Origin of the sequence: Leptolyngbya sp. FACHB-321 (assembly GCF_014695975.1) — a bacterium.
GTDB lineage: Bacteria > Cyanobacteriota > Cyanobacteriia > Leptolyngbyales > Leptolyngbyaceae > Stenomitos.
In genome coordinates, this window is record NZ_JACJPI010000041.1 from 50,875 (window position 1) to 77,221 (window position 26,347).

The 26,347-nt window shown below is 51.1% G+C and carries 25 protein-coding genes; 18 read left to right on the forward strand and 7 right to left on the reverse strand.

Annotation, left to right across the window (positions count from 1 at the left end; translation table 11 throughout):
- The first annotated feature begins 28 nt into the window (after window positions 1–28).
- Together H6F76_RS05580 and H6F76_RS05585 are read left to right on the forward strand one after the other, a co-directional pair.
- Window positions 29–1,834, forward strand: a complete 1,806-nt coding sequence (locus H6F76_RS05580) for a DNA polymerase (protein ID WP_190506604.1) — start codon at window positions 29–31, stop codon at window positions 1,832–1,834.
- A 260-nt stretch (window positions 1,835–2,094) separates the two neighbouring features.
- Window positions 2,095–3,198, forward strand: coding sequence for an AAA family ATPase (locus H6F76_RS05585; RefSeq protein WP_190506606.1), 1,104 nt, complete (start codon window positions 2,095–2,097; stop codon window positions 3,196–3,198).
- Here H6F76_RS05585 and H6F76_RS05590 read toward each other — a convergent pair.
- A complete protein-coding gene (locus tag H6F76_RS05590; protein WP_190506608.1) occupies window positions 3,182–3,820 on the reverse strand; it encodes a hypothetical protein in 639 nt (212 codons plus the stop codon). The genes H6F76_RS05585 and H6F76_RS05590 overlap by 17 nt on opposite strands.
- A 225-nt stretch (window positions 3,821–4,045) precedes the next feature.
- Here H6F76_RS05590 and H6F76_RS05595 point away from each other — a divergent pair, with 225 nt between their 5' ends.
- The 9 genes from H6F76_RS05595 (at window position 4,046) to H6F76_RS05635 (ending at window position 17,172) form a co-directional block, all read left to right on the forward strand.
- A complete protein-coding gene (locus H6F76_RS05595) occupies window positions 4,046–5,164 on the forward strand; it encodes a hypothetical protein (RefSeq protein ID WP_190506610.1) in 1,119 nt (372 codons plus the stop codon).
- A 293-nt stretch (window positions 5,165–5,457) separates the two neighbouring features.
- Window positions 5,458–6,966 (forward strand): putative molybdenum carrier protein, encoded by a 1,509-nt coding sequence (locus H6F76_RS05600; RefSeq protein ID WP_190506611.1) that lies wholly within the window; start codon window positions 5,458–5,460, stop codon window positions 6,964–6,966.
- 147 nt (window positions 6,967–7,113) lie between these two features.
- Window positions 7,114–7,386, forward strand: coding sequence for a hypothetical protein (locus tag H6F76_RS05605; protein ID WP_190506612.1), 273 nt, complete (start codon window positions 7,114–7,116; stop codon window positions 7,384–7,386).
- A gap of 195 nt (window positions 7,387–7,581) precedes the next feature.
- A complete protein-coding gene (locus tag H6F76_RS05610) occupies window positions 7,582–8,013 on the forward strand; it encodes a hypothetical protein (RefSeq protein ID WP_190506613.1) in 432 nt (143 codons plus the stop codon).
- Window positions 8,014–8,078: 65 nt separating this feature from the next.
- The gene (locus tag H6F76_RS05615; RefSeq protein WP_190506614.1) at window positions 8,079–8,666 is read left to right on the forward strand and encodes a hypothetical protein; all 588 of its coding nucleotides are present in this window, start codon (window positions 8,079–8,081) and stop codon (window positions 8,664–8,666) included.
- 75 nt (window positions 8,667–8,741) lie between these two features.
- Window positions 8,742–9,398 carry a siphovirus Gp157 family protein gene (locus H6F76_RS05620; RefSeq protein ID WP_190506615.1) on the forward strand — a complete coding sequence of 219 codons (657 nt, stop codon included), beginning with the start codon at window positions 8,742–8,744 and terminating at the stop codon, window positions 9,396–9,398.
- Between the two features lie 260 nt (window positions 9,399–9,658).
- Window positions 9,659–10,807 (forward strand): hypothetical protein, encoded by a 1,149-nt coding sequence (locus tag H6F76_RS05625; RefSeq protein ID WP_190506617.1) that lies wholly within the window; start codon window positions 9,659–9,661, stop codon window positions 10,805–10,807.
- A gap of 254 nt (window positions 10,808–11,061) precedes the next feature.
- Complete coding sequence (locus tag H6F76_RS05630) at window positions 11,062–16,020, forward strand: DNA methylase (RefSeq protein ID WP_190506619.1); 4,959 nt, start codon at window positions 11,062–11,064, stop codon at window positions 16,018–16,020.
- Between the two features lie 87 nt (window positions 16,021–16,107).
- Window positions 16,108–17,172 carry a bifunctional DNA primase/polymerase gene (locus H6F76_RS05635; protein WP_190506620.1) on the forward strand — a complete coding sequence of 355 codons (1,065 nt, stop codon included), beginning with the start codon at window positions 16,108–16,110 and terminating at the stop codon, window positions 17,170–17,172.
- Window positions 17,173–17,363: 191 nt separating this feature from the next.
- On the opposite strand, the gene tnpA is transcribed toward H6F76_RS05635, so the two are convergent.
- A complete protein-coding gene (gene tnpA, locus H6F76_RS05640) occupies window positions 17,364–17,780 on the reverse strand; it encodes an IS200/IS605 family transposase (protein ID WP_190506623.1) in 417 nt (138 codons plus the stop codon).
- Between the two features lie 27 nt (window positions 17,781–17,807).
- Here tnpA and H6F76_RS05645 point away from each other — a divergent pair, with 27 nt between their 5' ends.
- The 5 genes from H6F76_RS05645 (at window position 17,808) to H6F76_RS05665 (ending at window position 20,423) form a co-directional block, all read left to right on the forward strand.
- On the forward strand, window positions 17,808–19,100 hold the full coding sequence (locus tag H6F76_RS05645) for an RNA-guided endonuclease TnpB family protein (RefSeq protein WP_190506680.1): 1,293 nt from the start codon (window positions 17,808–17,810) through the stop codon (window positions 19,098–19,100).
- Between the two features lie 109 nt (window positions 19,101–19,209).
- The gene (locus H6F76_RS05650) at window positions 19,210–19,533 is read left to right on the forward strand and encodes a hypothetical protein (protein ID WP_190506626.1); all 324 of its coding nucleotides are present in this window, start codon (window positions 19,210–19,212) and stop codon (window positions 19,531–19,533) included.
- 156 nt (window positions 19,534–19,689) lie between these two features.
- Window positions 19,690–19,956, forward strand: a complete 267-nt coding sequence (locus H6F76_RS05655; protein WP_190506628.1) for a helix-turn-helix transcriptional regulator — start codon at window positions 19,690–19,692, stop codon at window positions 19,954–19,956.
- Window positions 19,957–19,984: 28 nt separating this feature from the next.
- Window positions 19,985–20,215, forward strand: coding sequence for a hypothetical protein (locus H6F76_RS05660; RefSeq protein WP_190506629.1), 231 nt, complete (start codon window positions 19,985–19,987; stop codon window positions 20,213–20,215).
- 31 nt (window positions 20,216–20,246) lie between these two features.
- Window positions 20,247–20,423 (forward strand): hypothetical protein, encoded by a 177-nt coding sequence (locus H6F76_RS05665; protein WP_190506632.1) that lies wholly within the window; start codon window positions 20,247–20,249, stop codon window positions 20,421–20,423.
- 244 nt (window positions 20,424–20,667) lie between these two features.
- Here the strand turns inward: H6F76_RS05665 and H6F76_RS05670 are convergent, their stop codons facing one another.
- Window positions 20,668–21,165 (reverse strand): GNAT family N-acetyltransferase, encoded by a 498-nt coding sequence (locus H6F76_RS05670; protein WP_190506634.1) that lies wholly within the window; start codon window positions 21,163–21,165, stop codon window positions 20,668–20,670.
- Between the two features lie 246 nt (window positions 21,166–21,411).
- Between H6F76_RS05670 and H6F76_RS05675 the strand changes: the two genes are divergently transcribed.
- A complete protein-coding gene (locus H6F76_RS05675; protein ID WP_190506636.1) occupies window positions 21,412–22,293 on the forward strand; it encodes a bile acid:sodium symporter family protein in 882 nt (293 codons plus the stop codon).
- 264 nt (window positions 22,294–22,557) lie between these two features.
- Here H6F76_RS05675 and H6F76_RS05680 read toward each other — a convergent pair whose 3' ends face one another.
- The 3 genes from H6F76_RS05680 to H6F76_RS05690 form a co-directional block, all read right to left on the reverse strand.
- Window positions 22,558–23,103 carry a DUF2867 domain-containing protein gene (locus tag H6F76_RS05680; protein WP_190506638.1) on the reverse strand — a complete coding sequence of 182 codons (546 nt, stop codon included), beginning with the start codon at window positions 23,101–23,103 and terminating at the stop codon, window positions 22,558–22,560.
- Between the two features lie 286 nt (window positions 23,104–23,389).
- Window positions 23,390–24,085: an SDR family NAD(P)-dependent oxidoreductase gene (locus H6F76_RS05685; protein WP_190506640.1), complete on the reverse strand. Its 696-nt coding sequence runs from the start codon at window positions 24,083–24,085 to the stop codon at window positions 23,390–23,392.
- A 14-nt stretch (window positions 24,086–24,099) separates the two neighbouring features.
- Window positions 24,100–24,774: a GNAT family N-acetyltransferase gene (locus tag H6F76_RS05690; RefSeq protein WP_190506642.1), complete on the reverse strand. Its 675-nt coding sequence runs from the start codon at window positions 24,772–24,774 to the stop codon at window positions 24,100–24,102.
- 121 nt (window positions 24,775–24,895) lie between these two features.
- Between H6F76_RS05690 and H6F76_RS05695 the strand changes: the two genes are divergently transcribed.
- Window positions 24,896–25,483 carry a TetR/AcrR family transcriptional regulator gene (locus H6F76_RS05695; protein ID WP_190506644.1) on the forward strand — a complete coding sequence of 196 codons (588 nt, stop codon included), beginning with the start codon at window positions 24,896–24,898 and terminating at the stop codon, window positions 25,481–25,483.
- Between the two features lie 217 nt (window positions 25,484–25,700).
- On the opposite strand, the gene H6F76_RS05700 is transcribed toward H6F76_RS05695, so the two are convergent.
- The gene (locus H6F76_RS05700) at window positions 25,701–26,285 is read right to left on the reverse strand and encodes a protein-S-isoprenylcysteine O-methyltransferase (RefSeq protein ID WP_190506646.1); all 585 of its coding nucleotides are present in this window, start codon (window positions 26,283–26,285) and stop codon (window positions 25,701–25,703) included.
- Window positions 26,286–26,347: the final 62 nt, after the last annotated feature.

The window sequence follows — 26,347 nt, forward strand, 5'->3', positions numbered from 1 at the left end:
ACAGTGGGCAAATTTTCAGCCCAACACCATGCCGCCACAAAATGAAGCGAAACGGTCAGACGTAGTGTACGTAGACAGTGCAGCAGCGTTGCATCTCGCCGTCCATAAATTACGCCAAAGACCATTGTTTGAACCTAGGGCTGTCGACACAGAGACTACAGGTGCCAGACCATATTTTGACAGGCTCAAAGTTGTGCAAATCGCAGTCAGAGGTCTTCCCATTTACGTCCTTCAAATCGAAAGAATCCCTAAAAGCGACTGGGCACCGCTACGGGAATATTTAGCAGAATCACGTCTAAATGTCCTCCAAAACGCCAAGTTTGATCTGAAAATGCTGTCTGCTGAAGACTTGCCTTTAAACGGCAGCATCAAGGACACTTGCCTCCGCTCGAAACTGCTGCATCTAGGGGATTCTGTCTACAACCACGACCTCGGATCAATCGTCTATGAGCACCTTAAGGTAAAGTTGGACAAAGATGAACAGAAAAAGTTTGTCGGTGATGAAAGCCGAGCACCCTTAACGACTGAGCAAATTACTTATTGCGCCGCAGACGTTGAGTTCCTTGAAGCACTAGTTGAGATTATTACAGCGAAGCTCGAACGAAAGGATCAGTTTGAAGGAAGCAAAATTGTTGCCCGTGCTCAGCGAGAAGAGGGCTTTTTGCCGCTGCTAGCTGCACTAGAACTGAGGGGCTTCTCTGTCAATGAAGACGCACTCACAGAGCTAGAACAGGACGTAAAGCTCAGGCTTGAAACAATCGAAAAGGTGTTAGTTGGTCTTCTGAGACCCAACTTAAAGCAGTTGAAACTCAATTTCGGCAAACCTGTAGCGTTTATTCCCACAAAATTCACCGAGCAGGAATTACAAACAGCCTTTCAGCTTGAAGCTGGCACGGAAGCAGAGCTACTCAAAGGACTGGTAAAAATGCCGCAGATTGCGTTAGCGCTGGAGCACCGAGTCTTGCTCAAACAGCTGACACTGTGCCAACAAACTGTGGCAGGTGTCAATCCAGTCACAGGGAGATTACACCCTCAACATAATCAGGTCGAAAAAATGAGTGGGGTTATGAGTGGTTCACGGACAAGAGTGGAACCACTGGAAAATTTGGCTCAGAGCTATCGTAAAGTGCCGCTTTGTCTACTCCAAGTCAACCCGGGCCAAAAACTCCTTAGAGTTAGTTTCCCTGAACTCGAACTACGCTTGCTTGCGTTTTACAGTCAGGAGGCGCAACTACTAGAAGATTTTGCAAAGGGAGTGTCGCCCACCCGGAAACTAATGCAAGCACTAGCAGACGCAAACGTGAAATTAACGCCCTATGAGAGGAAGCGTGTTGCGGAGGCTTTCTGGCACGGACTTGGCATTTTAAATATCAAACACTTTTACCTCCGTCAGTGGCTTTACGCGGAACGAGGGCTAATCTGCTCTCCTTCTGTAACGAAAACGGTTCAAAACTTATTGGCAAGGCTCTACCCAGGACTGAGCCGTTTCCACGCAGAGATTAACAAAAGACGTTACCGAGACCGATGCACCTTATTGGGCGGACTGCGGTGGTGGAAGGGAGCGTCTGATCGAGACGTGCGTCATTTCCTAGTGTGGGGTTCCTCGGACGAGGTCTTAAAAACGGCCGTTGGCACGGTAAAAGACTGTCCCGAAGGAACCGACCGCATTGTCTTTCTCAACCAGACAAGTTTTTACATTTCCAGCCCTGCAGACCAAAGTAAGGCTTTAGCAGAGCAACTAGAACTTCAACTAAGCGCTCAATTGACACAAACGTATCCACAAATTGCGATCGCAGTGCAAGCCGAAATATTTCAAAATTGCAACCCGGCGTAAAAAATTTGTACCTCTCTCTTCCCCCCTCTCTTCGTAAACACAAGGTAGAAGGTTAACCGCAGCTTTCAAGGTAAAGCCAAAGTCATATCAGACCGACCCGCTTTGTCCCATATCAGACCTGAAATATCCCGTGTTGTCCCAAGTCGTCCCATTTTCTCCCATTCTGTCCCAAATTGACCCAGTAAGTCCTAAAGTTGCCTTAAATGCCCCAAAGCTGACCTTACCTGACCCATTCTGTCCCAAATTCGTCAAATCTTCTTATGAAACCAATTGGACATGCCCTGAGTGTACAGCTACTACAAAACGCTTTAGACCAAGAGCGAATCCACAATGCTTACCTGTTCGTTGGCAGCCAAGGCGTTGGCAAACGGACGCTAGCCCGCTGGCTTGCCGATCAGTTGCTGTATCTGCCCGGTCAACGACGCTTACTACTGGACGGACACCCAGACTTCTATACCCTGGAACCGCTTGACACTGAAACTGGCAAACGCGCTGTTATCAAAGTAGACGCGGTGCAGTCCCTCATTCGCTACTTACGTCAACAGCCGTTGGTCAGCAGTCGTAGTGTCATATTGATTGACCAAGCGGACACGCTGACAGTCAGTGCGGCCAATGCGTTACTAAAAACCTTGGAAGAGCCGCGTAAAGCGGTGTTGCTATTGACTACAGACCAACTAGACGCAGTGTCCACAACAATCCGTTCGCGTTGCCAAACGTTCTACCTGCAGGCGCTTTCAGAGTCCGAGTGTCAGGCTGTATTAGCGCCCTATGTCACACCAGCACCGGCTGAGTTAGTAGCACTGGCACCCGGTCAACCAGGGCAAATCTTGCAGCATTGCCGAATGGTTAATGCACTGGCACCGATAAGCAGTGCTTTGGCACAAGGCGTGCGGTCACCCCATGAGTGTTTAGGACTAGCGCAAAGCCTCAAAGCACTGACGCAAACCCAACAGATGTGGCTCATACAGTGGTGGCAGCGCTCACTGTTTGACCAGCCGCACCTGTTGGAATGCTTCGATCACGCGATCGCCCAGCTCCAGCAGTCCGTACAACCAGAGCTAGCTTGGGACGTGCTCTTGCTCCAACTGAACCGCAATGGGGTTTGGGCGGTGACCTTACCAGAGCCAGTAAGCCTGCACGCACCCATGCCAGTCACTGCCGAAGAAGCAGTAGAGCGGACCAAGCTAGCAAAAAGCCGTCAGGCTCAAAAGTCCAACGGCTCAAAGAAAACAAAAAGCATAGCAACAGTGATACCAGTTGACGTAGAACAGACAACAGCCACCTCAGACGTACAAACACCACAAACACCAGCCCTAAAACAGCTCACTCTATTCCCAAAGCGCACTGTTACTGGTAGCTCATAAAGCTGTGCTGCTCCCAGAACATAACGAGGCTGTTCAGGACACCCTGCAGATTGCCGTTCTGCAACTCTAGAGACACTCGATCCATATAACCTTCAACTTGTTGACGCTCGACCACCCCGCAATACGATATATAGCGTCTCAAGGCTTCCCGGTAGTCAGCAACGGCAGCAGCATACTCTCCCTGCCAACGTAGCAGGCTTGCCCGCTTCAAGTATGTGTCCACAGTGGGTTGAATCGTAATTAAGCTGCCCAAGTCAGCGATCGCTCGTTGAGGGCGTTGCTGAGAGTACAAAGCAGCGCGTGCCTGGTAAGCCTCAGCAAAGTTAGGGTCAAGACTAAGCGCTGTGCCAAAGTCTTGTAAAGCCCGTCCTGTTAACGGACTAACCCAAACGCCTTCCGTCAGAGCTGCAAAGGCCACACCACGGTGGTAGTAAGCCTCTGCCCAACGAGGACGTTCGTGAATTACAATATCGAGCGCTAGTTTTGCTTCCCAATAAGCTGGCTCCATAAGCATTTCAGGCGAGCCCGGCAGTGCGGGCATAGTGTTGACATAAAGCAGCTTGAGGGCACAGTTAAACCACATCCGTACCCCGTCTTCTAGCTCACTAACCTTTATAAACATAAGAACAGCCTCCTAATATTGATAAAACAGTACAAAATTACTAAGCCAAACAAGTTTACCTCAGCTTTCTAAGCGTGTCGTCGAACCGCAAAAAATTAGTCAGCAAAGCAAAAAGTTGCTCGCTGTAACGCCTTTCCTTCTCTTTCCTGCCCTTTCTCCCTTGCTTGTATCCGTTGTGAGGGCTGACGCCCCAGTGACACAACGTTCAGGAACAAACTTATCGCTATGCAAAAACGTACTCCCACTCCCTCTGATTGCGACCCCCAAGCGTTCGCGTTGGCCCAAGACATTGTGTTGAATCCCACGATGGGAAAGACCAGCGAGGAACTAGAAACAGCTCAGGCTCTCTACAAGCTGTACAACAGTCTGAGATATGGTTTTAAGACCCTGCTGACGAACTTTATCAATGATCGTCAGTACATGGCGGTACGCGATCAGCTGCCCCGTCGCTCCGACGAAAACTTGCCTTCAGCAATGGCTGAGTACAAGGAAGCTCGCAGACGTATGATCTATGCGCCTGTCAAAGCCGCAGTCGAGGCATATATGGAGCAAAACTTGCAAGCGGCAGGCACAGAGGCTGAGTTTCTCAAGAACTTTGGTGCCAATAGCGAACAAACGATCCGGGCTCTCATTGAGCGCCTGCTCGACCTTGCAGTGGAACGGTACTGGGTAGAAGTGCAGCTCAACCCTGACACTGAAAAGCGGCAGCCTGAAATCATTAAAGTCAAGCTAGAGGACGGTCGTCCGGTTGAGGTTAGCGAACAGGAGCAGCGAAAGCACATGCGACAGTGTTTGTTACGACTGAATCAACAAGAACTCGAAGCGAGACAGCGCCAATTCGGCAATCGCTCGAATACTCATAAAGAGAGCCACATTGACACAGTCATGGCGAGAGGTGGACCCGTCGCTCAACCTGGTGCGTCTAACTTCGTCGTTACAGAGCAATCAGGTGTGGGGCAGTACTGTGTGCTGCTGCTGGACTTTAATACGAGTGAGTGGGAGTGCTTGGCGCGCCTTCGCAACCAACAAAGCAGCTTTACCTACGCTGACGAACAACGGAAAGCAGCACCTCAAGGAGTGCTCATTCGAGCCTTTCGGGACGCACAAAACGAGTTCCCCTTAGGGACGGTTGGAGCGTTGCAAGACATAGATTGCAAGTGGCGCAAGCCGCTCCAAATCCCGCACCTTCAAGCACGCGAAGGACAAGCGCCTGTGCTGGTGTCATTCATGGACACCAAACGGATTGAGGGCACCTGGTACATGAACGCTCTAATTGAAATGCTGGAGGAGTACAAAGTGCAGTTTCACCGCAAATCTGAGGCTACCGTCACTATTGCGGAGTAGCCAACTCCGCAATTACACAAACGGTCACAACCAGCCCAGTTGCAAACTTCTGCGTTCTCGCTGCTAGTAAAAACCAACTCTTCTAGTCAAGCTAGAGGGGTTGGTTTTTCGCCGCCGCCGCCGCCGCACTCTTTCCTTCTCGCGCCTGCTCACTTCTGCAAGTACGGAACAAACACAACCAAACCACAGCCCATGAACAGCCTCAACCAGCATTCACTCATTGAAATCGTGAACCAAAGCGGTGCCACCTCGACACACTCAAAACCTGCCTGGACAACCAGCGAACACCGTCAATGCAAACTCCCGAAACCGCTTTCAAAGACATGCCTGAATTTCCTGAGCGGACACAACGACCAGCAGCAACCGCGTCCCAGTGGGCACACTATGCACCAGTCAGAAAAGCAGGTTATGAGTGTTCTACTCAAGGTGATCGCCGCTTCAGTGCCCTCTATGCAAAGCTGAGCGACGGACGGACGATTGAAGAGGCGTGTCAACTGGACGTAAAGGGGTACCGAGTGCAAGGCAATGACTGGCGCTTAGGGAAAGGCAAACTGCTGCTGAAACCAATGCCTATAGAAGCATTGCATAGCCAGTACAAAAGTCTCTGGCAACGGTGGGCAACCGAGAACCCTGTGCTCATGGATACATTGACAACTGCAGCAGAAGGCAAAGTGCTGACTGACAAGTTTGCCCGTACACCCATTTCACAGGCACAGGTGCTGGCAGAACTGCTGTTCGTTCAGCAGTTAGACGCAGCTGAAGTCAGCGACCAAGCAACGGCTTCACCTGATCGTATCACCGCTCTAGAGCCATACCAAGTGTTTATGTTCGTCGGCAACACTCAGGGACGGCACGGTAAAGGAGCTGCCCTCCAAGCCATGAAGTTCGGTGCAGAATACGGCAACCCATGTGGACGGCAGGGTCAAGCTTACGCGATTGTGACCAAAGATTTGACGAAGCCCAAAGAGCAGCAGTTACGCTCAGTCCCCTTAAACGAGATCGAGCAACAGATCAGTGTGTTCCTGGAACATGCGATCGCACACCCTAAGCATGAGTTTCTGGTCACTCGCTTCGGCTGCGAACTGGCAGGCTACTCAGAGACCGAAATAGGCGGACTGTGGGTTGGGAAAGCAGTGCCCACAAATGTGAAACTGCCCCAAGCCTTTCTTAACGTCGTGCAGGCAGCAGCTCTAGAGCCAGCGATCGCACCAAAAACACCAACCACAAAAGGAGTAGAGACAGTGGTACCTAAACCAACAACACTCGTTGTCATTTCAGGTGGACAAACCGGAGCGGACATAGGTGGACTGAAGGCAGCCCATGCATTAGGGCTTCAGACAGGCGGCGTTGCCCCTTACGGCTGGTTAGTCGAGTGCTGTGCCCGATTTCCCAATGGCACAAATCCCCGTTTGGCTGATTATGGCTTGGTTGAAGGTCCGTGCGGTAATAGTGCCGGTCACACGTACATACTCCGCACTGAACTCAATGTAAAGCAATCAGACGGCACCCTAGTTCTGGGCAGCATTGACCCTAAACAGGACAAAGGCACTTTTCGCACTGTAGAGCTGGCTGACAAGCATAGGAAACCCTGCCTGCACCTTAGTACCGCCAACTTGTTCAAGCACCCTAACGAGCCCGTACAACGGATTAAAGACTGGGTTTTAGATGAGGGCATTCAAACGCTAAACGTCGCTGGCAATCGCGAATCCAAGTGCCCTGGATTAGAAGACAGAGTGGAGACCGTGCTGAAAGTTGCACTGGCAGAAATCGTAAGAGTAAGGTCAGAGCTTGCAATGAATTAAACAATGAATGGAGACAACATGGCGCCCTTCAATTAAGTCAGTCAAGCCATTCAGTCTTTTTGTGACACAGAAATCTTCAGACATGCGATCGACCCAGAAGACTTCGACACCCCAGACGCAATCGGTGTTGTGGAGGGCGGTTGTCTCATGGTTGCCTGCGCCCTACAAGACAGTCTTGACGCTGGCATGGTTTGCCTTGTGATCAGTACTGATTTAGAAGAACTAGACGACTTCCCAGTTTTCCGCCACGCAGTTGTGAAGCTTGAAAGCGAAGGCGAAACCCCTTACCTTGACGGCTTTGGTCTGCATACAGAAGCCGAGTTCAGAGCCAAGTGTGTCCTTCCAAACGAGCAAAACAACTTCCAAATCGACGTTGAACCGCTTACCCCCGAAAGTCTAGACCTTGCCGTCAGCAACTAGGGCGCTTACTTCCACAAAGGGACGGTTGCAGTGCTGACAGAGCTGCGTTGAGAGGGACTGAAAGCCGAAGCAGCGCAACTGCAAGCAGTTTTCAGTGAAGTACAGTCGCCGAAGCCAGCACGTTACTTGATAGACGCTGACTCGGAATGCTGCCCACAGTCAGATTCTACAGACATCCAAACACAGACGTGTACTTTGACCCAGAGAGCCATTAAAGAAGGGCAGAAGCGAGGACACGAGCGCATTGAAATTATTGTCGCGTCGCTGAATGACTACCCAGACAACCTGAAGTGTTTACAGCCTTTAGTAGCAGCGGCTGAGGCTGGAGTAAGGAAAGAACAGGTGAGTAGTGAAATCGAGGGTAAAGCCCCGTTTCAAACTGAAGTTTATGAAAGCCCAGACGCAACGTTAGACCTGCTGAACCTCAAAGGCAACTCTGATAATCGACTCATTCTGATCAGCAACGGAAAAGGGGTAGGGACTCAACAAATGGTGCACCATGCTGAGAGCTTGGGAGTGAAGGTCATTGGGTACAACCCAGAGACAAAGAAGTATATTGGTGCGCCCTCACTAGCAGTACCTACGCCTACGAAGTCGGCTAAGGTCGCTAAAGACTCCGCACGTTAAGCCTTAACCTCAACTCCTCCCCTCACTTTGCTCATGAGGCAGGCAGAATCTCTCAAAACACTGCCATGCCTGCACTCACCCTTAGAAACTGCAACACAGACATACGGCTGGTACAAGCACTGGAGACGGCTAAGAAAACGTTAGCCGAACTCATTTACACACCCGGTCTTGCTAATGCCGTACTCGAAGCCAACGGTATGGCGGCGAGGCAAATTCTTGAGGTGACGCCTGACCTGGAAGGCACTACCGTCAACATTGCGTTCTACGCCTACGACGACAGCCGTCACTGCAAGACTGTTCCTTGTGAGGCGTTCTTAGAACCCTTCCGACTGCGACGCGCCTTGCGTAGCGGTGCCTACAAGCTAGCTTCCATTAATCCACAGCAGGCAGACCAACTCACGGCGATCGCTAGGTGGTTGCCGCTTGCTCCTGAAGCAACCATTACAGCGGTTTACGAGAACAAGCATCGACCGGCACACTTAGTTGTCTGTGAACCAACAGCGGACGGACAGACGCATTACCGCTGTACATGCCCTGACGCTCAAGCACAATTAGCGGTGCTGCCAACCCACCCAGCACTCTGGAAGGCTATGGGTCAACAACCGCTCTGCAAGCACCGACTCCGGCACGAGCGGCAGCAAACGCAAAGGTGAGGAGGAACGCTCTCTTCTTCCTCCTTCGCCCCTCCTCGCTTTGGCGCAGCACGTAAACGCTCGCCCAAAAGTCTCATGCCAAAACAGAAAACAGACAAACCAGGCAAAGTCTCAGAAACAACCACAGACATGACAGCACCTCTAGCAGCCCTGACAGCCGTGAGCAACGATTCTAAACCAGTGTCACTTTATGACGCTGAAACAGCCATGGTGCTACTGGAAGACGCCTTAGCACAAGCAGCAGAGGACAACGCTAGCGTTACAGAAGAGCAGTTAGAAACGGCTGCTAACGCCTTTTTGGAAGCCACAAATGCTGCCAAAGACGCTGTTGAACGCTATTGCTGGCTGATCTTCAATCGGCTGGCTCGTAGTGACGAACGCAAAGCCCAGGCGAAAGTCTGGGAGTCAAAGGCTAAAGACCTGAAGACGATCGCCCAACAGGACGAGTCCCTGGCAGTACGGCTGAAGCAAAAGCTTTTAGCCTTCCTTGATCGACGCGAAATCGCAAAGCTGGAAACCACAACGTTCAAGCTCAGTGCCCGTAACAACGGTGGCAAGCAGCCACTGGCTGTTGACGAGGACTACCCGATTCAGGACATCGCGCAATTCTACCCCAACTTGCTGAGGTTAGAAGTCGATAAAGACGCAGTCAGAGAGTTCTTGGAGAACGGTGGCGAACTCCCGTTTGCTCGCCTCGAAGAACGGGGACGCAGCTTAGTCATCAAGCCGTAAAGCTGGTTTCCTTAAAGGTCGAAAGGGCAGTTGAGCAAAAACTGCCCACAAAGGACCCAAAGTGTCCTGTTTTGCACCAGCTTTGACCCAAAAAAGCCCGAATTGTCCTAGTTCAACCCATGAAAGACCAGATTGGGACAGTTTAGACCCAACGTGGCTAAAAGCAGCCCAATCAAGCCCAATTGCCTATCGACCACCCTCTTCCCCTCTCACCCCTCCTGACCAGCAAGGGGGAACTTCATTCTTCAAACCTTCTTCCCATGGCTAAAGTAAACTCTAAGACTGCGGCAAGCAAAACAACCCCAGTAACCGCAGCAACCGGTAAACAAGCAAAGTTGCCAGTGACATCCTTTCCATGTGGCAACCTGTCGCTTTTAAGTCTTCTGACCCGACCTTATACACGAGCAGGTTCAGCGCTCATTGGTCTGGAGGAACTCAGTCCCGACGAACAAACAATGTTTCTCAAGTTTCTTGAGTTCGCAGGCAAGCCACTGCAACCCCTCGACCTGACGAAAATTCTTCGTGTTTCGGTCGAATCCGATGCTGAGACGGGTGTACTGGCGCTGAAAAAGATCTCCTCCTTTTCAGTTGCGAAAGACGGAGACAAAATGGTGCTGACTCTCGGTGCAAACAACTGGGAGATCAAGCAGAAGAACACTGAAGCCGGTGCTGTGTTTCAAGTCGGCAAGCTGACCTCACCCTTGAGCTGCAACAGCCCGAAAGACAACGAGTCTGTTGCTGCTTGGTTTAACTGGCGAGTCAAAGACACGACGGTTGGACAGGTCTACGAGTGGTCAGACTCTAAAGTCTGGTTACTCACCGAAGAACACGGCGAGGCCACAACTGTGCAAGACCTGCGCGGGGTCATGACTGATGGTGACGACCTTTTGCCACTACTGGCACTCAAACTTGTCTTACCAGAGCCGGTGTGGAAACTGGCTTACCCTGGAGGAGACGACACTCAAGAACAGCTCATGCTACCCCTGGAGTTTGACATTACTGGGGTGTCCATTAAAACGTACACGGGCGGCAGCGGTAGCGCGTCTCGCGTTGTCCATCTGAAAGGCGCGCCGTATGAAACGGTTGCAGTCAGACGGAATGCTGCAAGCACAGTAGACGCGCTAGTCAAAGCGGGAAAAACGACCTTTGGGCTCGGTACTTACAAGCTCCAGATCTTCAGCGTCGAAATTGACAGCGAAGGCAAACATTTGACAGGACACCAAATCTTGCAAGGAAAAGCCGTTACGCTTGACATTGAAGCTGAAGAAGTGGAGTACGAGGAAGAAGACGTCGAAGCAGAGTACGAAACCGATGATGAAGACGTCGAAGCAGAGTACGAAGAGGAAGAACCTGAAGAAGCGGACGAAACCGAAGAGTCTGAAGAGACCGAAGAGGAAGACGAGTACTAAACCGCTCTGTCCGCAGGTGTCCGTCCTCACAAGCTGAACGTAACTGGCTCTAGTCCTCGGATTAGAGCCTTTTTTCATGTCAACGACCGCATGAAAAAAGGGGGAGAGAGGGGCGGTCTTCCAACGAGAAAGTCATGTCAGTAGTTACAACCTGTGGTTCTAAGTCCGGGGTATGGGACAGACTCCCGACCGCTTTCCCTCACCCTCAAGCTCATCGCAGGCGACTGCAAGGGCAACTTTCAGCTTTAACGCATATGCTGCAACAATTTAAACTGACCAAACCCCAGACTCAAGCTACTAAGCCAGTCGTACCAAACACACATCTTGACCCAGAGTGGTTGCAACGTTCCAAGACCGTGCGGCAAAAGGTGCGCGACACACTCACAGCCATTGAGACGGTCAAAGCGCTGCAAACAGGCAAACAGGAACGGACGGACACTGACGCGCAACGTCTGAGCTGTTACTGGGGCATGGGAGTGATGACGCCGTTGTTCAAAGTGCCCGTAGAACCAGCGTGGGTGAAAGACGCAGAGCAGCTGCAAGCACTACTGACCGACGAAGAGTACGCCAAGGTACGCTCGACCATTAACACGGCGTACTACACGCCCACGTACCTCATCGACTTCATTTACCGGGTGCTGGCACGGTTTGGCGTCAGGGGCGGTAACTTCCTTGAGCTTGGTTGTGGACCCGGTTGGTTTCTCGGACTGGCTCCTCAAGCGTGGAAAGTGAAGTGGACAGGGGTTGAAACAGAACCCATAAGTGCCGCGATCGCAGCACAGCTTTACCCACAAGCTGTAGTGGTCAATCGTCCGATTGAACGGACACGGTTAGCTTTTGACTTCGATGTGGCAGTAGGGAACGTCCCTTTCAGTGAAGTGGTGCCCTACGACCCACAGAGTCAGTTGCGTTCCCTCGGTGGTGTGCATGACTATTGCCTCATGCGCGAGATCGAAGCACTCAGACGCGGCGGCCTTGGGGCAGTGTTAACGTCCATTGGTACGCTTCAGTCCAAGAAGTCGCAACCCTTTCGTGAGTGGGCAGCCCAACGGGTGAGACTCATTGCCGCGCTCAAGCTACCAATGGGTGCCTTGAGTGAGAGTTCCAACACAGACGCAAGTTCCGACCTGCTGATCTTCCAGAAGCTCCAGGAAGACGAAGAGGGTAATGCTGACGAGTGGGTGAACTTGGTGGAAAGCCCGATCGTGAATGAAGAAACGCAAGAGCCGTTTCTCATGAATCAGTGGTTTCAGTCGCACCCAGAGCACCTGCTAGGCAAACTTGGGCGCGACAAGCTCTACGGTGCGGGACGGTTAGCGCTTGAACCAGAAGGCGATGTCGAGGCCTTACTAGCAGGTGTCTTAGAACGCCTGCCACAGCAGATCTATGAAGCACCCCGGTCACAGAAGCAGTACCAGGAACCAGACACAAAGGCGATGCCGCTCGACATGCAGGAGACTAAGCCCTTTGCCTTCGTATGGCACGAAAACGAACCGTGGCAGTGCCGGGACGGCATACTGAAGCGGGTGAAAGTCAAGGGCACAGCACGTAAGCGCTTATGGTGGCTCATCATGATCAAAGAAGCCGCCCGTAATGTTGTGCAAGTGCAATGGGAGTCTGACGACGACGAACAACTAAAAAAAGCACAGAAACGCTTAGAGCGGCTCTATGACGAGTTTACGGGTTTGAGCAACATGGGTTGGTTGCACAGTCAGGGCAACAGTAACGTCTTTGGGAACGACCCAGACTACCCATTACTGTTAGCCTTGGAGACATGGGATCCAGACTATCCAGAACTAACTCGCAAAGCAGACATTTTCAGCAGACGCACGATTAAGCACGTGCAGTCTGTGGACAAAGTAGAGTCTGCCGCAGAAGCGCTCGTTCAAAGTAACCTCGAACAGGGACGCATTGACCTAGAGTACATGAGCCACATCTACGGCAAGCCTGTAGATGAAATTCTGGTTGAACTTCAGAAAGAAGAGCATCCACTGGTCTTCCATGACCCGGTAACGCAGCAGTGGGTGTCTGAGGACGAGTACCTCAGTGGCAACGTCCGGGAACGGCTGGAAAAGGCAGAGCTAGCAGCCCGCACGGTCCCGAACTACCTGTTCAACGTCAAAGCACTCCAGGCAGTGCAGCTAAAACCAGTGGAACCGGGCAAAATTTATGCCCGACTGGGTTCCCCATGGCTACCACCAGAGATCATTGTCGAATTCATTCGTTACGTGCTGGAGTTGCCAGCAACCCACAAAGTAACGGTTTACAAGAACCCGCGCTCGTCCAAATGGACGGTAGAAGGCGCTGACGTAAGTAGCCTGCTCAACACCAGTGAGTACGGCACCGATCGCGTGTCAGCAGCCAAGCTGATTGCTCAAGCCTTGAACCAGAAAACGCCCGTCGTTTACGACACACACCACGATACAACGACCAAGAACCAGGCTGAGACCCGTAAGGCAATGGTCAAACAGGACAGGCTCAAAGACCTGTTCAAACGGTGGGTGTGGCAAGACTGGGAACGTGCGACCAGACTGGCTGAAATTTACAACCGTGACTTCAACTGCTTCCGACGTCGCAAGTTCAATGGTTCACACCTGATTGGCAAGATTAAAGGGATTTCAGAGGTTTGGCAACAGCGGTTGTCTAACCCAAAACGGCTCTACCAGTACAACACCATTTGGCGCATGGTCAAAGCTGGCAACACTCTGGTACAGCATCCTACAGGCGCAGGGAAGACCGCAATCGCTATTGTGGCGAGTCAGCTTATGCGGCAGTACCAACTGTGCTATAAGCCCTGCCTGGTTGTCCTGGATCACCTGGTGCTACAGCAAGCAGCAGAGGCAGTCCAAATTTACCCTGGTCTACAAGTACTGACCATTAGTACGAAAGACTTAGAGGGTGCTCGCAAACGGCAGGAGTTTCAGGCTCGGATTGGTACAGGTGCCTGGGATTTAGTGGTTTGCTCTCAGACCGCACTGAAAATGCTGTCACTACTGCCAGAGACCATTAACAAGTTTGTGGCAGACGCTGTTGAGGCAGCCGAAGACGGGTTCTACAACTCAGGGCGGAACAACAAACGCGGTGCCACTAAGAACCTGGAAAAGGCGAAAGACCGCGCAAAGCAAAAGACTGAAGCAGCAGTTGAAGGCGGCAAACGTGACCAGATCTATTTTGAGCACACTGGTATTGGTCGTCTGTTCATCGACGAGTCTCAGGAGTACCTGGGGCTACAAACAAACACCCAAATGACGGGTGTACTGGGTGTTATGGGTTCTGTGTCCCAGAAGGCACAAGACCTGTATTACAAGTCCCGCTACCTGGCAGAAACCTACGGGGAAGGCAAGTGCATGTACTTGCTAACCGCCACACCGATTCGTAATACGCTTGGTCAGTTCTGGGTCAACCTCAAGTTCTTGTGCCCACAAGTGCTGGAACAGCGTGGTATTGCGGCGTTTGACGACGCAATTAGCGTGTTCGCCGAGGCAAAGACTAGTGTCGAAATTACTGCTGCTGGCATTCTAGAGCTAAAGACCCGACTGGCAAGCTGGTCAAACAAACCTGAAATGCAGGCGCTCTGGTTCCTGGTCAGTGACTTAGTGAAAGAGTCTGAACTGGACATTGAGAAACCAGAGTGCGAGTACATCATTCGTGAAGTCCCTGCCAGTCCCTCACAGCTGAAGTTCTTCGACTCTGTAGCAGAGCGTGCCCGCAGCTGCCGTGGGAAACGGATTAAGAAGGGAGACGATAACATTCCCTGGATCACCAGTGACGTGAAGCAGGGAGTCATTGACCTGAGACTATTGCCACAAGGGACGTTGAGACAGTTCCTGACTGACGAGGAAATTGGTGGACTGGGTGACGAGTTTACCAAAGCCCGGCTGTTACTGGAGGACGTCTATGAAAGTTGGGCTCATCCGCAACACCAGGAGGAACAGGCAACTCAACTGATCTTCTGCGACGCGGGCACCCCGAACACAGAAGGACGCTTCTCGAGCTACCGCTGGTGGAAGCAGCAGCTCATTGAGAAGGGTGTACCGGAGTCTGAAATTGCGTTCGCACACGACGCCACGACTGACCAACAGAAAGCTGACATGACACGGAAATTCCGACAGGGCGTGATCCGCATTCTGTTCGGTAGCACAAGAAAACTTGGTGCTGGGACACACTTTCCCGATCGACTGCTAGAAGTGCGGCACGTGGACTGTCCGCTGCGACCAATCGACCGCTGGCAACGGGACGGACGGCAGATCAGACCAGGGAACCGGTACAAGAAGGTACGCAACTACAGCTACGTCACGACTGGGAAGCCGTACCAGAACGAGAAGCACAAAACCATTCAGGGTCTTAGTCCGGACTCGTACCTGTACGAAGTGAACTTGCGAAAAGCCAACTTCATTCTCGCTGGCTTCTACGAAGAGTCCGACGAGCGCACAATGGAGGACATTGACGAAACGACGCTAGATTTTGCCACGCTGGTAGCGACAGCAACCGGTGATCCACGGTTTAAGGAGAAGGTCGCACTGGACAACACCATTAGCGGTCTGCTGCTGGAAGAGTTGTCCTACCAGGGAACCCAAGCCGTGGTGAAGCAAAAGCTGCACACGTTACCCCGCATGATTGACGAAGCCCGCGCACGGTTAGAGCGCTATGAGTCCGACCGGATTACACGCCAGCCGACCAGTGCCAAGCAGTTCTCAATCACACTCAACGGTACTGTTTTCAAGAAACGTGCTGAAGCCGGTGAGGCTCTACAGGCAATTGCTGACGCGTCGTACAAACAGAAGCGTGACGGGTACGAGGACATTGGCACGTTCGCTGAGTTTCAACTCATGCTGCAAAACTTGCCAGTGAGTAACCAAACCTTGCTCCACCTGAAAGGGAAACAGATGTACACCTCAGTCGTACGTGACACTCCTAAAGGGACGTTGCAAGCGCTGGAAGCGGCTCTGGACAATATTGAGAAGCAAATCACCGAAACCACGGAGCAACTTGAACAGTATCGGGCTGAACAAGTAGCACTGCAACCGATTGTCAACAAACCGTTTGAGCAAGCCGCCGCACTGGAAGCGGCACTAAAACGACAAGAGGAGCTAAACCGTGAGTTAGGCGTGGTGGAGCAAGGAGCGGAGGACGCCGCAACGCCAAAAACGGCACCAACCGCAACGGCAGTAGCAACAACAGCGGTAGCAGTAGAAGCCGTGGTAACGGTATAGCACTCGTTACCACGGCTTCTACTGTCTAAAGGGAAGGCAGTCACGCTGCTTTCCCTATCACAACGCTCTTTCCTCAAAACAACATAGATGAACACGCCTAGGCTCGAAGCGTTCTGCCGCAGCGTGGGGCAGGCTTGGTATAGTCCCAATGATCAGGTCAATGAAGCGATTCAGTGGCTGTTGGAGTATGGGTATCCAGTCCTACCGATCGCGCCGCAAAATGAACAAACCATAGTTAAAGGCAGACTGCTTTACAGCGGCAAAAATCCCTCCTACCTAGACCGTTATGCTAGAGCAGTTTTAGTCAACCATATGCAGTTTCAGCACCGTCTGCCATGTCAGGACGAACTGAAGCGTTGGTTTGCCCATGAAGCCACAGGTGTAGCCACTCTGGGCGGTTGGCAAAACACAGTCTGGATCGACATTGACCGTAAGCATTTTGCCACCACAGAAGCCTGCAACGCCGTTGTCAGACGGTTATTGCAGCAAGCGTCGTTAAAACACACTTTCGTTGAACGAACCCAAAGCGGTGGCTACCACATTGGGGTACGGTGTCGGCAACTGCCTGACTTCACTCGGTGTTGCTTGAGCCACTCCCAGTTAAGGCTGGGTGACCTGCTGGGCGCTGGCAAAGTGTGTGTTATGGCACCAACCCAAGGCGTAGACGGTAGCTACCAATCGCTAAGTCGGGCTGAACCAGTCTGGGTGAATCAAATTACCGATCTGGGCATAGCCCCAAAACGACAGCCAAAGCCACAACCAAAGGACTGGAGTGCAGACGCCAGCAACACATCCTACAGCCTTGGGACAGGCACTGTTAGCTTGGAACGGCTGTTAAGCCGACGTGTCCAAAACCTCGTTCTTAACCAGCCCACTAAAGGCGATCGCAGCGAAGCTTTGACCGCTGTTGCTAGAGAAGCGTTTGGTTGGGAATGGTTTGCCAGCCAATACGGCGTGCAGGTTCACCCTGACGCAGAGACGTTTTGCTTTGTACTGAGGCATCGCTGGCAATTAGACATTGGTCGTGTGCAACGCATACTCAACAGCACCTCTTACGGTAGACCGGTACGTGATTCCACGCCAAGCCTTTACACAGTCTCAGGAGCCAGCGCCTGTTTAGGCAAACTCCGTTGGGCCAGGCACAACCATTAGCTGAACAGTCAAAACCAGACACAATCAACTCTCCCACCCATTCCCCTACTCCCCTTCTGACGAAGCGGCAGAGCAGTCGTTTCGTTTAAGGAGCCTCAGTATGGGAGCTGTTAACAGGTAGACGGGAAATCCCCGGTCTTCTCTAAGCCGGGGATGAGAGGCGCAGTAATGGAGCGGAGCGGAGTTGTCAACTAGATCGCCGGGGAGTCCTGATTCTGAATGTACTGCTTCAACACTTTAATCGGTGCCCCGCCAGTAGACGCAACAAAGTATTGCTCACCCCAAAGTACATTCTTCCAGTAGAACTTGCTCAGTTCTTCGGCAAACTCTTGTCTCAAGATCCGGCTAGATGCTGACTTGAGGCTACCCATCAGGCTAGAGATGTTGTTGTTTGGATGCAGATCAATCAAGAGATAAATGTGGTTAGCTTCTGCGCCACACTCCTCAAGGGTGCATTTTCGCGTTTCCAATATTCGCGTAAAGATTTCCTCTAGCCGTTTGACCATTGCTGCATTGAAAACGTGCTTGCGATATTTGGGGACAAAAAAGACGTGTAAGTGAATTGAGAAAACACAGTGTGAAGCTTTCCTGTAGCCAGTCTTGGGCATGATAACTCAAGCTATAATAACCTCGTGATTGTAACCCGCAGAATTACTTTCAGGCTGTATCCAAAACCCGCTCAAGAGCGCAAGCTGTATGAGTGGCGACGGTTGCATTGTTATCTTTACAACTCTGCTTTGGCAGACCGAAAGGATAGCTATCAAAAGCTTGGCAAGTCTGTAGGTTACTTCGATCAGCAGAACCGACTGCCTGCGTTCAAAACAGTGTGGACTGAGTTCATTGAGCTTGGTTCGCAGGCTTTACAAGCCACGCTCAAACGGGTTGATTTTGCGTTCCAGCGCTTCTTCAAGGGCTTGGGTGGCTATCCTCGGTTTCAGTCGATTCGGCATTATTCAGGCTGGACTTATCCAGCTACTAGCGGCTGGAAGGCTCACACAACGGGCGATAACGGGTATCTGGAATTATCTAATTTGGGGCAGATTCAGATGCGCGGCAAAGCACGCACCTGGGGCGTTCCGACTACTTGCACCATCGTTTATCGACACGGCAAGTGGTATGCCTCTGTCACGGTGAAATGTGAACCTCAAAGAAAGACTGAAGAAGGTGCGGTGGGGCTTGATTTTGGCACACTGACGGCAATCGCTGTGAGTGATGGTCAAAAGATTGAGAATCCCCGCTACTTTGCTGCTACTCAAGCAAAAGTCAGGCAAGCATCAAAACAGAAACGGAGGAAGAGGGCACCCAATCGCAAGCTAAAGATCAAAGGTTCGCGCCGCTGGAAGAAAGCCCAACAAAGAGTCTCCAAGCTTGTCCGCAAGGCAGCTAGACAGCGCACAGACTGGGCGCATCAACGCACGGCAGAGATCGTGAGCAGTAACAGCCTCGTCGTGACGGAAAAGCTCAATATCAAAGGCATGACCAGCAAAGCCAAAAAGGGTAAGCGGAAACGCCAGAAGACTAGCTTGAACCGCTCCATCTTGGATGTTGGCTGGGGCATGATGCGCGGGATGTTGGCGTACAAAGAGACGGAGGCGAACGGAATTTACCTGGAAGCACCGACTCAAAAACTCAAGCCATCGCAGCGCTGCCCTGAATGCTGGCAAGTCAAACCAAAGACCCTGAATGAGCGTATTCACGACTGCCCCTGTGGTTGCACAGAGAATCGAGATGTCGCGTCTGCTAGGGTGTGCCTGCTTTGGGCAAGAGGGTTAGGAACTAGCCTTCTCAAAGACGCAGATCAGTCCGGCTCTACCAAAAGCCCCAAGCATACTGGAGGCTTTCGGCAACTGGCTGAAACGAAGCGTCAGAAACTCCGCAATCTAGAGGACTCTGGGTTAGAAACCCCGTCCTCCTATGAGGCGGGGTAGTTCATGGAGCGGATATGCGGAGGACACAGCATGACCGCCAGGCTCACCCCTCCACCTCACTCCTTCCTCCTGACGTCGCGACAGGGCGTACTTCAGCTTGGCAGCGACTATGAACCTAAGAGGCAACGGTTACGACCTCTCTCAAGACCTGAGAAGAGACGAACAACTCGCACAACAGTTTCCCCACGGAGGTCAATTTCCCGACTCACCAAACGCAGTGCGTGGGCATGAGTATGTCCGGTGTGTACTGCCTTGTCCAAACCCCCAGTGCCCTTACTACGGGTGGTTGCGAACAGGCGAGTTTACCATTGGGACACCAGGGTGGGACTGTGAGGCATTCATGACAACGTTGCTCAGTCAGGCGATAAAGCCACTCGACGCTCCAGTTCTAGTCTCACTAACTGGACAACACCCACAGAAAACGCTTGTCTAGCGTTACAGCGTGCTGCCTTGTCTCAAACAGAGCCAGGGCAACATTTTTGCAAAAGAAGGAATGCCTGCTAGCAAAACGTATCGAAATGTAGGCATTCCCCATTTGAGACCAAAACCAAAAAAGCCAATCAAACCAAAACTAAAAAAGCCGCACCATATGAGCAACGAAGTAGGTTTGCTGATTCGGGCAGCGCGAAAGCGTAAGAAGCTTAGTCAGCGGGAGTTAGCAAGGAAAACTGGGATTGACTTCACTTACGTTTCCAAAATTGAGCAAGGCAAACTAGCCTACGCACCCAAAGCAGCGGTTTTAGCCAAACTAGCGGTTTGCCTGGACTTGGACTTGCATGAACTGAAGCGGCTGTACGGTCAGCCAACCACAGAGTGGACGCCGAGTACGATCGTCCTCCTAGACTACGCTGGCTAAAGAAGCTAAACACCAAAACGAGGAATGTATGACCAACAATGGAAACGCACTACTTTTACGACAAGAGGCGCTTGCACAGTTGGCGCAAAAACTGCACACGATCGCCGACGCATTGAAACCGTCAACGGCAGTGCAGACTTCATGCAACAGCAACTCAGCCCCAGAACACCCAAAGCTCATGCAATACGTTTGCGGTACTGAACACCTGGGTTTGGCAAGCACCTACCTTGAACAACCAGTGTTGAAGCCGCAGCACTAACAGAGCAAGCCCCTGAAGTCAAAGGTTAAACATGCGTCAGCTCTACCTGTTCAAGCAAGCCCCAAAAGCTCGGTACGGTGGACATGAAGGTCTCTTACCAAAGAAACATTGGCTCAAGCGTGCAGTGACGGCAGCTATTCGAGACCCACACTTCTGGTATCAGCCAGAACCACTGAGTTGGGGACTTACGCCAACCATGTTGATGTAGAGCGAAGAAATAAGTGACAAGAACGAAGCACTATTTGTCAAGATCATCTGATGCCCTGAATTCATCTTCTTGGGGTTTGAAGCTTCTCTAAAAAACTCTGTAGCTGAGACGAGCAGCAAGAGCAAACCTTGATGTAGCAATACATTTTTTCTGGTGAGAATTAGAAAGAGTCAAAATCGCTCATCGTGACATTTAGTTCTTCGTCAAAGACACTTATTTCTTCACCCTACACCTGTGCTGTCGGTCACCCATAATCTTTTCCCATGTAGTGAACCTCAGGCGCGTTCTCTTGTGGTCCCAAGTCCTTCCATCTATGCCTAAGATAGAACGCTACTGCTCTTGTATTTGTCGGACTGACGCTCAAACGTGCGGAGTGCAAGTCAAACCGTTTGAAGAAGGCTGTTGCATACTCATCAAGCAGACTGGCAACGCCAGTACCGCGCCAAGGGGCAGCGACGTAATACAAATTGACGTAGCCTAGTGAGGCCTCTGACCTGAAACGTCCCATTTCCATTTGACCGATGATTTCGCTGCCCGACCAAACGTGAACGCAGCCACCAGGAAACCGCTTCATCTTCTCGCACAGCCAGTTGATGTAGCGTTCTGCTCCTTTGCCATCGACCGCGTGAAAGCGTTCTGCTGACCCAAAGCTGCAAACATATGAATCTTCCCGGAAAGCTACGCAGACATCGGCGTGCTTTGCCAAATCAATTGGCTTAAACTCTAAAGGCTCAATCGGCATAATTTAAGTTTGACTAACAGCCAAGCCGTATGCAACGGCAGAACGCTGCCATTACCCGCTGTAGATAACCTTTGCATCATAAGCCAACCAATGCTCGGCGGTCGGCGTGTATGGGCGTTGTTAGGCAGTGCTTTGGTGAGATTAAGACTTACTGATGATAGCTGTAAAGCTTAAGGTAGAATAGGGGCTATTTTGTTTTTGGTCTGAACAGATTAAATCCTCTCCTGTCCTCAATCTCTAGCACTTATGCAGAGCAACTTATTCACCGCTGTTTTACTGCCGCTGGCTCTAGCAATTGTCATGCTCGGTATGGGACTGAGTTTGGTGCCAGAAGACTTTAAGCGAATCACTCGCTACCCCAAGGCGGTTGCAGTGGGCACGGTCTGCCAGGTATTGCTGCTGCCGCTGCTTGGGACACTGATTACACTGGTAGTGCCGATGCAACCGGAGATCGCTGTGGGTCTGATTGTTTTGGCAGTCTGCCCTGGTGGTCCTTCCTCGAACCTCGTTACCTATCTGGCAAAGGGTGATGTTGCTCTATCAGTGACGCTCACAGCAGTCAGCAGCATTATCACCGTGTTTACGATTCCTCTTTTTACCAATCTGGCGCTCCAGTATTTCCTCAGGGAAAGCGCTGCGATCACCCTGCCGATTGGCTCTACCATCCTGCAAATCTTCCTGATCACGCTGCTGCCTATAGCGATTGGGATGGCAATGCGTCACCAGTTTCCTGACACAGCGCGTCGCCTAGAAAAGCAAATGAGCCGCCTTGCCGTCGGACTATTAGCACTGATTATTGTGCTGTTACTAATCAGGGAAGGTAGTAAGCTCCCAGGCTTCCTGGTGCAGGTGGGAATCGGCGTAGTGCTGCTCAACCTACTGGCAACGCTAGCAGGCTTTCTTGCTGGCAAGCTGTTTCGGCTGCCCTTGGCTCAACAGCTCTGTATTGCTATTGAAGTGGGCATTCAAAATGGAACGTTGGCGATCGCTATCACTGCTGGTCTACTCAATAACCCCGACATGGCAGTGCCCGCTGCCGTTTATAGCTTGTTGATGTATGTTACTGGCTTCGGAGCTATCCTCTATGGCAGACAAGCGATCAGTAGCGCGTCTAGCTTGAAGTGTTGAACGGCTGTCCTCGTTGCAAAACAGTCTCCAAAGCTTCCTGAGCGGCACAAATTTTGTTGCCCCTCGCGTACATAGCCTCTCGGCTTTAGCCTCAGCGCAGGGTGAGTCGCTTCAAACCATTGCTATAAGTATTCAAACTCGCGGCCATACCGCGGAAAATGCCTAACGTTCTTGTTGAGCGGATACAAAAAACTTCGGAACCTACTATGATCTCCCTCTAGTCCGCTCCAACAGGGCTGTTATGCTGCGCTTTAAACTGGATAGTTATGCCGCTGCGCTTGACACATGGCTTACTGCACTCGCTAAGCCAGACCTCATCATGGCTGGGACAATGATCTGATGCACTGATCTGACCAGAACAAAGTAAGCTCGACCGAACCAGTTGTTGAATTTCACTACAGTTGAAACAACAACCCAGCAGCTTCCCTCCTCTCGCTCTAAGCGGACTGAAACCCGATAATCGAGATGCTGATCATCCTCACCTAGCAGCAGCTCGTCCAGCCGACGCTCGAGTACCTCGAAGGCCCCAACTGCTGTTCCTGGTTGAAGTTCGTCTCGGCTACTAGATGGCGCTGTGGCAATCGATGTTTTTAAACCAAACGGGTGAACCATAGCATTACGTAGCGCCAACAAGGCTGCAATCCACTGCGGTAGGGTCAAAAAGATGGCTCGTGTCACTGAGTCGATATTTTGAAGTTGCTCCTCTGGAACCTGACACTTAAAGGCATCGGCAAAATCAATGCCTGGTAATAATTGCCTTGCCAGGCTTGTACTGGGAATAGCAATTGCTTGAACAATGATTTTTTTCATTTGTTTGCCTCTTTAACGTGAAGCTTGCCTTAACAAGATGCTTCAGATGACGACCCCACCCATGAACTCAAAGTGACTTCACTCTAAACACCAACAACTAACTTCTCAACCACGCTTCAAATAAAATTTTCTGCCTAACGGTGAAGTTATAGGGCGGCAGAGAAGCTTGAGCTCTCACCGATAACCTCTGTACTGTTCGCACCGACGCAGTGTTGGGTGGCTGGTAACTAGCAACTCATGCCATTAGCACAGTAACTAATTGCCAGTGCCGTAAATTTAAGTTTCATTAAGCTCCCTTGCCTAACATTGCAGGTACATCAATTTCTTTGATACAAGTGGCTCGCGATAATGAGAGAATGCAATCAATAATGCAAAGAAGATCTGTCAAAGGAATTGCTTCACCACCCGTTAGATTGTCTGATGCAAGATCAGCCAAAACTTCGGGTGTGCCAACATTGCCAGGATTAATTACTGTTACACCGATTTGCTGCGATCGCAATTCTTCACGCAGTGAATGCACTACACCCCGCAGCCCAAACTTAGAGGCACTATTGGCAACTTCCCTTCCTGGAAAGTGATCTCGACCTGAGAGCGCCCCCATAAAAATGATTTTCGGATTATTCGATCTTCGCAGGATCGGTAGTAACGCTTTCACCAACCGAATCGGGGCTAACAAATTGACTGCAATCACTCGGGTAATGTCTTCATCAGAACACGCTTCAAAGCGGTACTGACTGGTAAAGGCATGAGTCTCCCAGGTGCCCCCCATGTATAACAAGGCATCCAAGCAATCGTCCCCAATTGCCTTTAGCACCGTTTCTATACCTGTCAGGTTAGACAAATCTGCCTGCACCCATTCACCAACCGGAGCCGCTGTACGAGACACGGCTAATAAGCGATCGCACTGGTCTATGAAATGTTCTGCAACGGCAAGTCCAATGCCCCGGCTTGCACCGGCTACCAAAATTGTCTTTAAAGACATGGCTGTGCTCCTGTCTAATTGAGACGCAAACCAAACTTCGTCACTCCCGGAAACTCAATATTGAACTGTTCTGAGAAGTAGTCCGCGTGAAAGGTTTGATAAGGCTTAAACCCAAGCGATTCGTAGGTATGTCGAGCCACATCATTGCCATTGATGACCATAATGCCTGCATAGTCGTGCTGTTGCGCTCGGCCTTCCTCTAGCAAGGCTCTGAGTAAAGCTTTGCCAAAGCCTCGTCCCCGCGACTCTGGCAACACGGCAACATTTTCAATAATCCAGGTCGCTTGGGGTGTGAGGAAAAACGGTCGCAAATCACCGCCCCAAAAGGCCATGTAGCGATCATAAAAGGCGGTTAAGTTGTCTTTAGACCACTTCAACTCTTGGGCAATCACCTCTAGGCAAGCTAGACGTAACGGGCAGTAGTCCTCTGTATCAGGCACATAGCCTGCTGCTGCTGCAACTGGCTTTCCCTGGTCTTCCAAAATCAAGAAATCTGCTACGTTGCCCCAATTAGAAGCATCTGCCCTCAGTTCTGCCTCAATAAACTGCAAAGCGGTGGTTCCGGTACCATGCAACAGATCTTCCCAAAAACAGTGATTCAGCGGCGGCAAAGAGGCTTCATACTCAATTTTGGCAAGGAATGGAAGATCAGCAGTCGTTGCTTTGCGAGTGTTTAACGTAGCGAACATCAGCCCCCCTTAGAGGAAAATCCTTATAAAAGATACAATCTGTATGTATCCCAAAATAGAGCGTGTCTTCCTTGCCTGTCAAGATACATACTGTCTGAATGTTAAATCTGAGCCATTTACCATGTCTGCCAAGTTGACTAAAGCTGAGCAAACTCGACGGACTCGCTGCGCCATTCTTGAGCGAGCGCGTTACTTGTTTGCAACAAAGGGGTATGCAGCTACAGGCACCGAAGAAATTATTAGCGAATTGGGGATTACACGGGGCGCTTTGTATCACCAATTCAACGACAAACTGGGAGTGTTTAAGGCTGTCATCATTGAAGCTTATCGCGAGATCACAGACTACATCCAAACTAAAATTCAACCACTAGACAATAATTGGCAGCAGTTAGTCGTCGGTTGTCAGGCCTTTCTAGAAGTTGCTCAGCAGGACGAACTGCGGCGTTTGGTTTTTGTTGAAGCTCCAGCCGTTTTAGCAGCAGATGAACTGGCTAAAATTGACCAATATGGCTTTGGTTTACTCTATGAGTCTATTCAGATGGCTGTTGCTGAGGGACAGCTAAACACAATCGATGCCGAGGGATTTGCTCACTTAGTCAATGGTTCACTGAATGAGTTAGCTGCCTGGGTGGCACAGTCTGATGAGCCTGAACGGTTAAAAAAAGCTCAATCCTTGGTCGAGACATTGCTCATGCGGCACCGCAGCTAAGGCTATTTATCTGGATTTCAGGTAATCTACTTGGCGATCACAATCATTTCATTCCTAAGCTGCTGGAGACGGCTGGGTAGGAGTGCGCTTACAGCCTGAGCAATAGCTCAAGCGAACCGTTAGGTGGCTTGAGCGGCGGCTAAAAAGCTCGATGAGACATCAGAGCGTTGAACCAGTTTGCTGCCATGCACCGATTCGACTGCTGGTAAGCTTCTGTTCAAAAGAGATAAGGGATCAGCCGCTTGGTCCGCTGCATGTAGGCTCTGTACCCGTCTCCAAACTGTTCAAGCAGCATTTGCTCTTCCTGGCTGATGCGGAGCAGGTACGTGAGGCCAAACGCAATCAGTCCGTCGAGACCGGCAATCCAATTGGGGAGTAGCAATGCTTGTGCCCCATTCCACAACCAGAACGCCGAGTACATGGGATGACGAATGTGTTGATAAATGCCGCTGCTAATCAAGGTGTGCCCTTCTCTCAGCTCCAGGGTCGGCGACCAATTCTTGCCTAAGTCGTAGTGGGCACGCCAGAGTAGCCAAAGTGCCATTGTAAAGAGGATAACGCCTAAAGCACCGGCCCAGACAGAGGGGCGATAATCAGCCGGACTGAGCCAGGGAGAAAACACATAGAGGAAGGGCAGAAGCACCATACCAAGGTAAATGAGCACAAACAAGCACTGCTCTTGCCGGACTTGGCGAGCGACAACAGCTTTATGCTGTTTATTTTGCTTCTGATAAGGGATACGAATGGCCCAGGCCGAGAGAAAGCCAACGGTGAAAAGTACTTTGAGAGTGAGAGTGTCCATCCTCTCTACCTTACCGCTGATGTAGACAAAAATTTAGGCTTTGCCTGCAAGGCAGCGCTCGG

What these genes read in the sequence shown, in the direction of transcription:
- H6F76_RS05635 (WP_190506620.1), top strand. Translation starts at nt 16,108, where the DNA reads ATGAACACGCCTAGGCTCGAAGCGTTCTGCCGCAGCGTGGGGCAGGCT.
- H6F76_RS05695 (WP_190506644.1), top strand. Translation starts at nt 24,896, where the DNA reads ATGTCTGCCAAGTTGACTAAAGCTGAGCAAACTCGACGGACTCGCTGC.
- H6F76_RS05605 (WP_190506612.1), top strand. Translation starts at nt 7,114, where the DNA reads ATGGTTGCCTGCGCCCTACAAGACAGTCTTGACGCTGGCATGGTTTGC.
- H6F76_RS05615 (WP_190506614.1), top strand. Translation starts at nt 8,079, where the DNA reads ATGCCTGCACTCACCCTTAGAAACTGCAACACAGACATACGGCTGGTA.
- H6F76_RS05675 (WP_190506636.1), top strand. Translation starts at nt 21,412, where the DNA reads ATGCAGAGCAACTTATTCACCGCTGTTTTACTGCCGCTGGCTCTAGCA.
- H6F76_RS05670 (WP_190506634.1), bottom strand. Translation starts at nt 21,165, where the DNA reads ATGCCGATTGAGCCTTTAGAGTTTAAGCCAATTGATTTGGCAAAGCAC.
- H6F76_RS05620 (WP_190506615.1), top strand. Translation starts at nt 8,742, where the DNA reads ATGCCAAAACAGAAAACAGACAAACCAGGCAAAGTCTCAGAAACAACC.
- H6F76_RS05690 (WP_190506642.1), bottom strand. Translation starts at nt 24,774, where the DNA reads ATGTTCGCTACGTTAAACACTCGCAAAGCAACGACTGCTGATCTTCCA.
- H6F76_RS05595 (WP_190506610.1), top strand. Translation starts at nt 4,046, where the DNA reads ATGCAAAAACGTACTCCCACTCCCTCTGATTGCGACCCCCAAGCGTTC.
- H6F76_RS05580 (WP_190506604.1), top strand. Translation starts at nt 29, where the DNA reads ATGCCGCCACAAAATGAAGCGAAACGGTCAGACGTAGTGTACGTAGAC.
- H6F76_RS05655 (WP_190506628.1), top strand. Translation starts at nt 19,690, where the DNA reads ATGAGCAACGAAGTAGGTTTGCTGATTCGGGCAGCGCGAAAGCGTAAG.
- H6F76_RS05630 (WP_190506619.1), top strand. Translation starts at nt 11,062, where the DNA reads ATGCTGCAACAATTTAAACTGACCAAACCCCAGACTCAAGCTACTAAG.
- H6F76_RS05585 (WP_190506606.1), top strand. Translation starts at nt 2,095, where the DNA reads ATGAAACCAATTGGACATGCCCTGAGTGTACAGCTACTACAAAACGCT.
- tnpA (WP_190506623.1), bottom strand. Translation starts at nt 17,780, where the DNA reads ATGCCCAAGACTGGCTACAGGAAAGCTTCACACTGTGTTTTCTCAATT.
- H6F76_RS05685 (WP_190506640.1), bottom strand. Translation starts at nt 24,085, where the DNA reads ATGTCTTTAAAGACAATTTTGGTAGCCGGTGCAAGCCGGGGCATTGGA.
- H6F76_RS05665 (WP_190506632.1), top strand. Translation starts at nt 20,247, where the DNA reads ATGCGTCAGCTCTACCTGTTCAAGCAAGCCCCAAAAGCTCGGTACGGT.
- H6F76_RS05650 (WP_190506626.1), top strand. Translation starts at nt 19,210, where the DNA reads ATGAACCTAAGAGGCAACGGTTACGACCTCTCTCAAGACCTGAGAAGA.
- H6F76_RS05600 (WP_190506611.1), top strand. Translation starts at nt 5,458, where the DNA reads ATGCAAACTCCCGAAACCGCTTTCAAAGACATGCCTGAATTTCCTGAG.
- H6F76_RS05590 (WP_190506608.1), bottom strand. Translation starts at nt 3,820, where the DNA reads ATGTTTATAAAGGTTAGTGAGCTAGAAGACGGGGTACGGATGTGGTTT.
- H6F76_RS05680 (WP_190506638.1), bottom strand. Translation starts at nt 23,103, where the DNA reads ATGAAAAAAATCATTGTTCAAGCAATTGCTATTCCCAGTACAAGCCTG.
- H6F76_RS05660 (WP_190506629.1), top strand. Translation starts at nt 19,985, where the DNA reads ATGACCAACAATGGAAACGCACTACTTTTACGACAAGAGGCGCTTGCA.
- H6F76_RS05700 (WP_190506646.1), bottom strand. Translation starts at nt 26,285, where the DNA reads ATGGACACTCTCACTCTCAAAGTACTTTTCACCGTTGGCTTTCTCTCG.
- H6F76_RS05625 (WP_190506617.1), top strand. Translation starts at nt 9,659, where the DNA reads ATGGCTAAAGTAAACTCTAAGACTGCGGCAAGCAAAACAACCCCAGTA.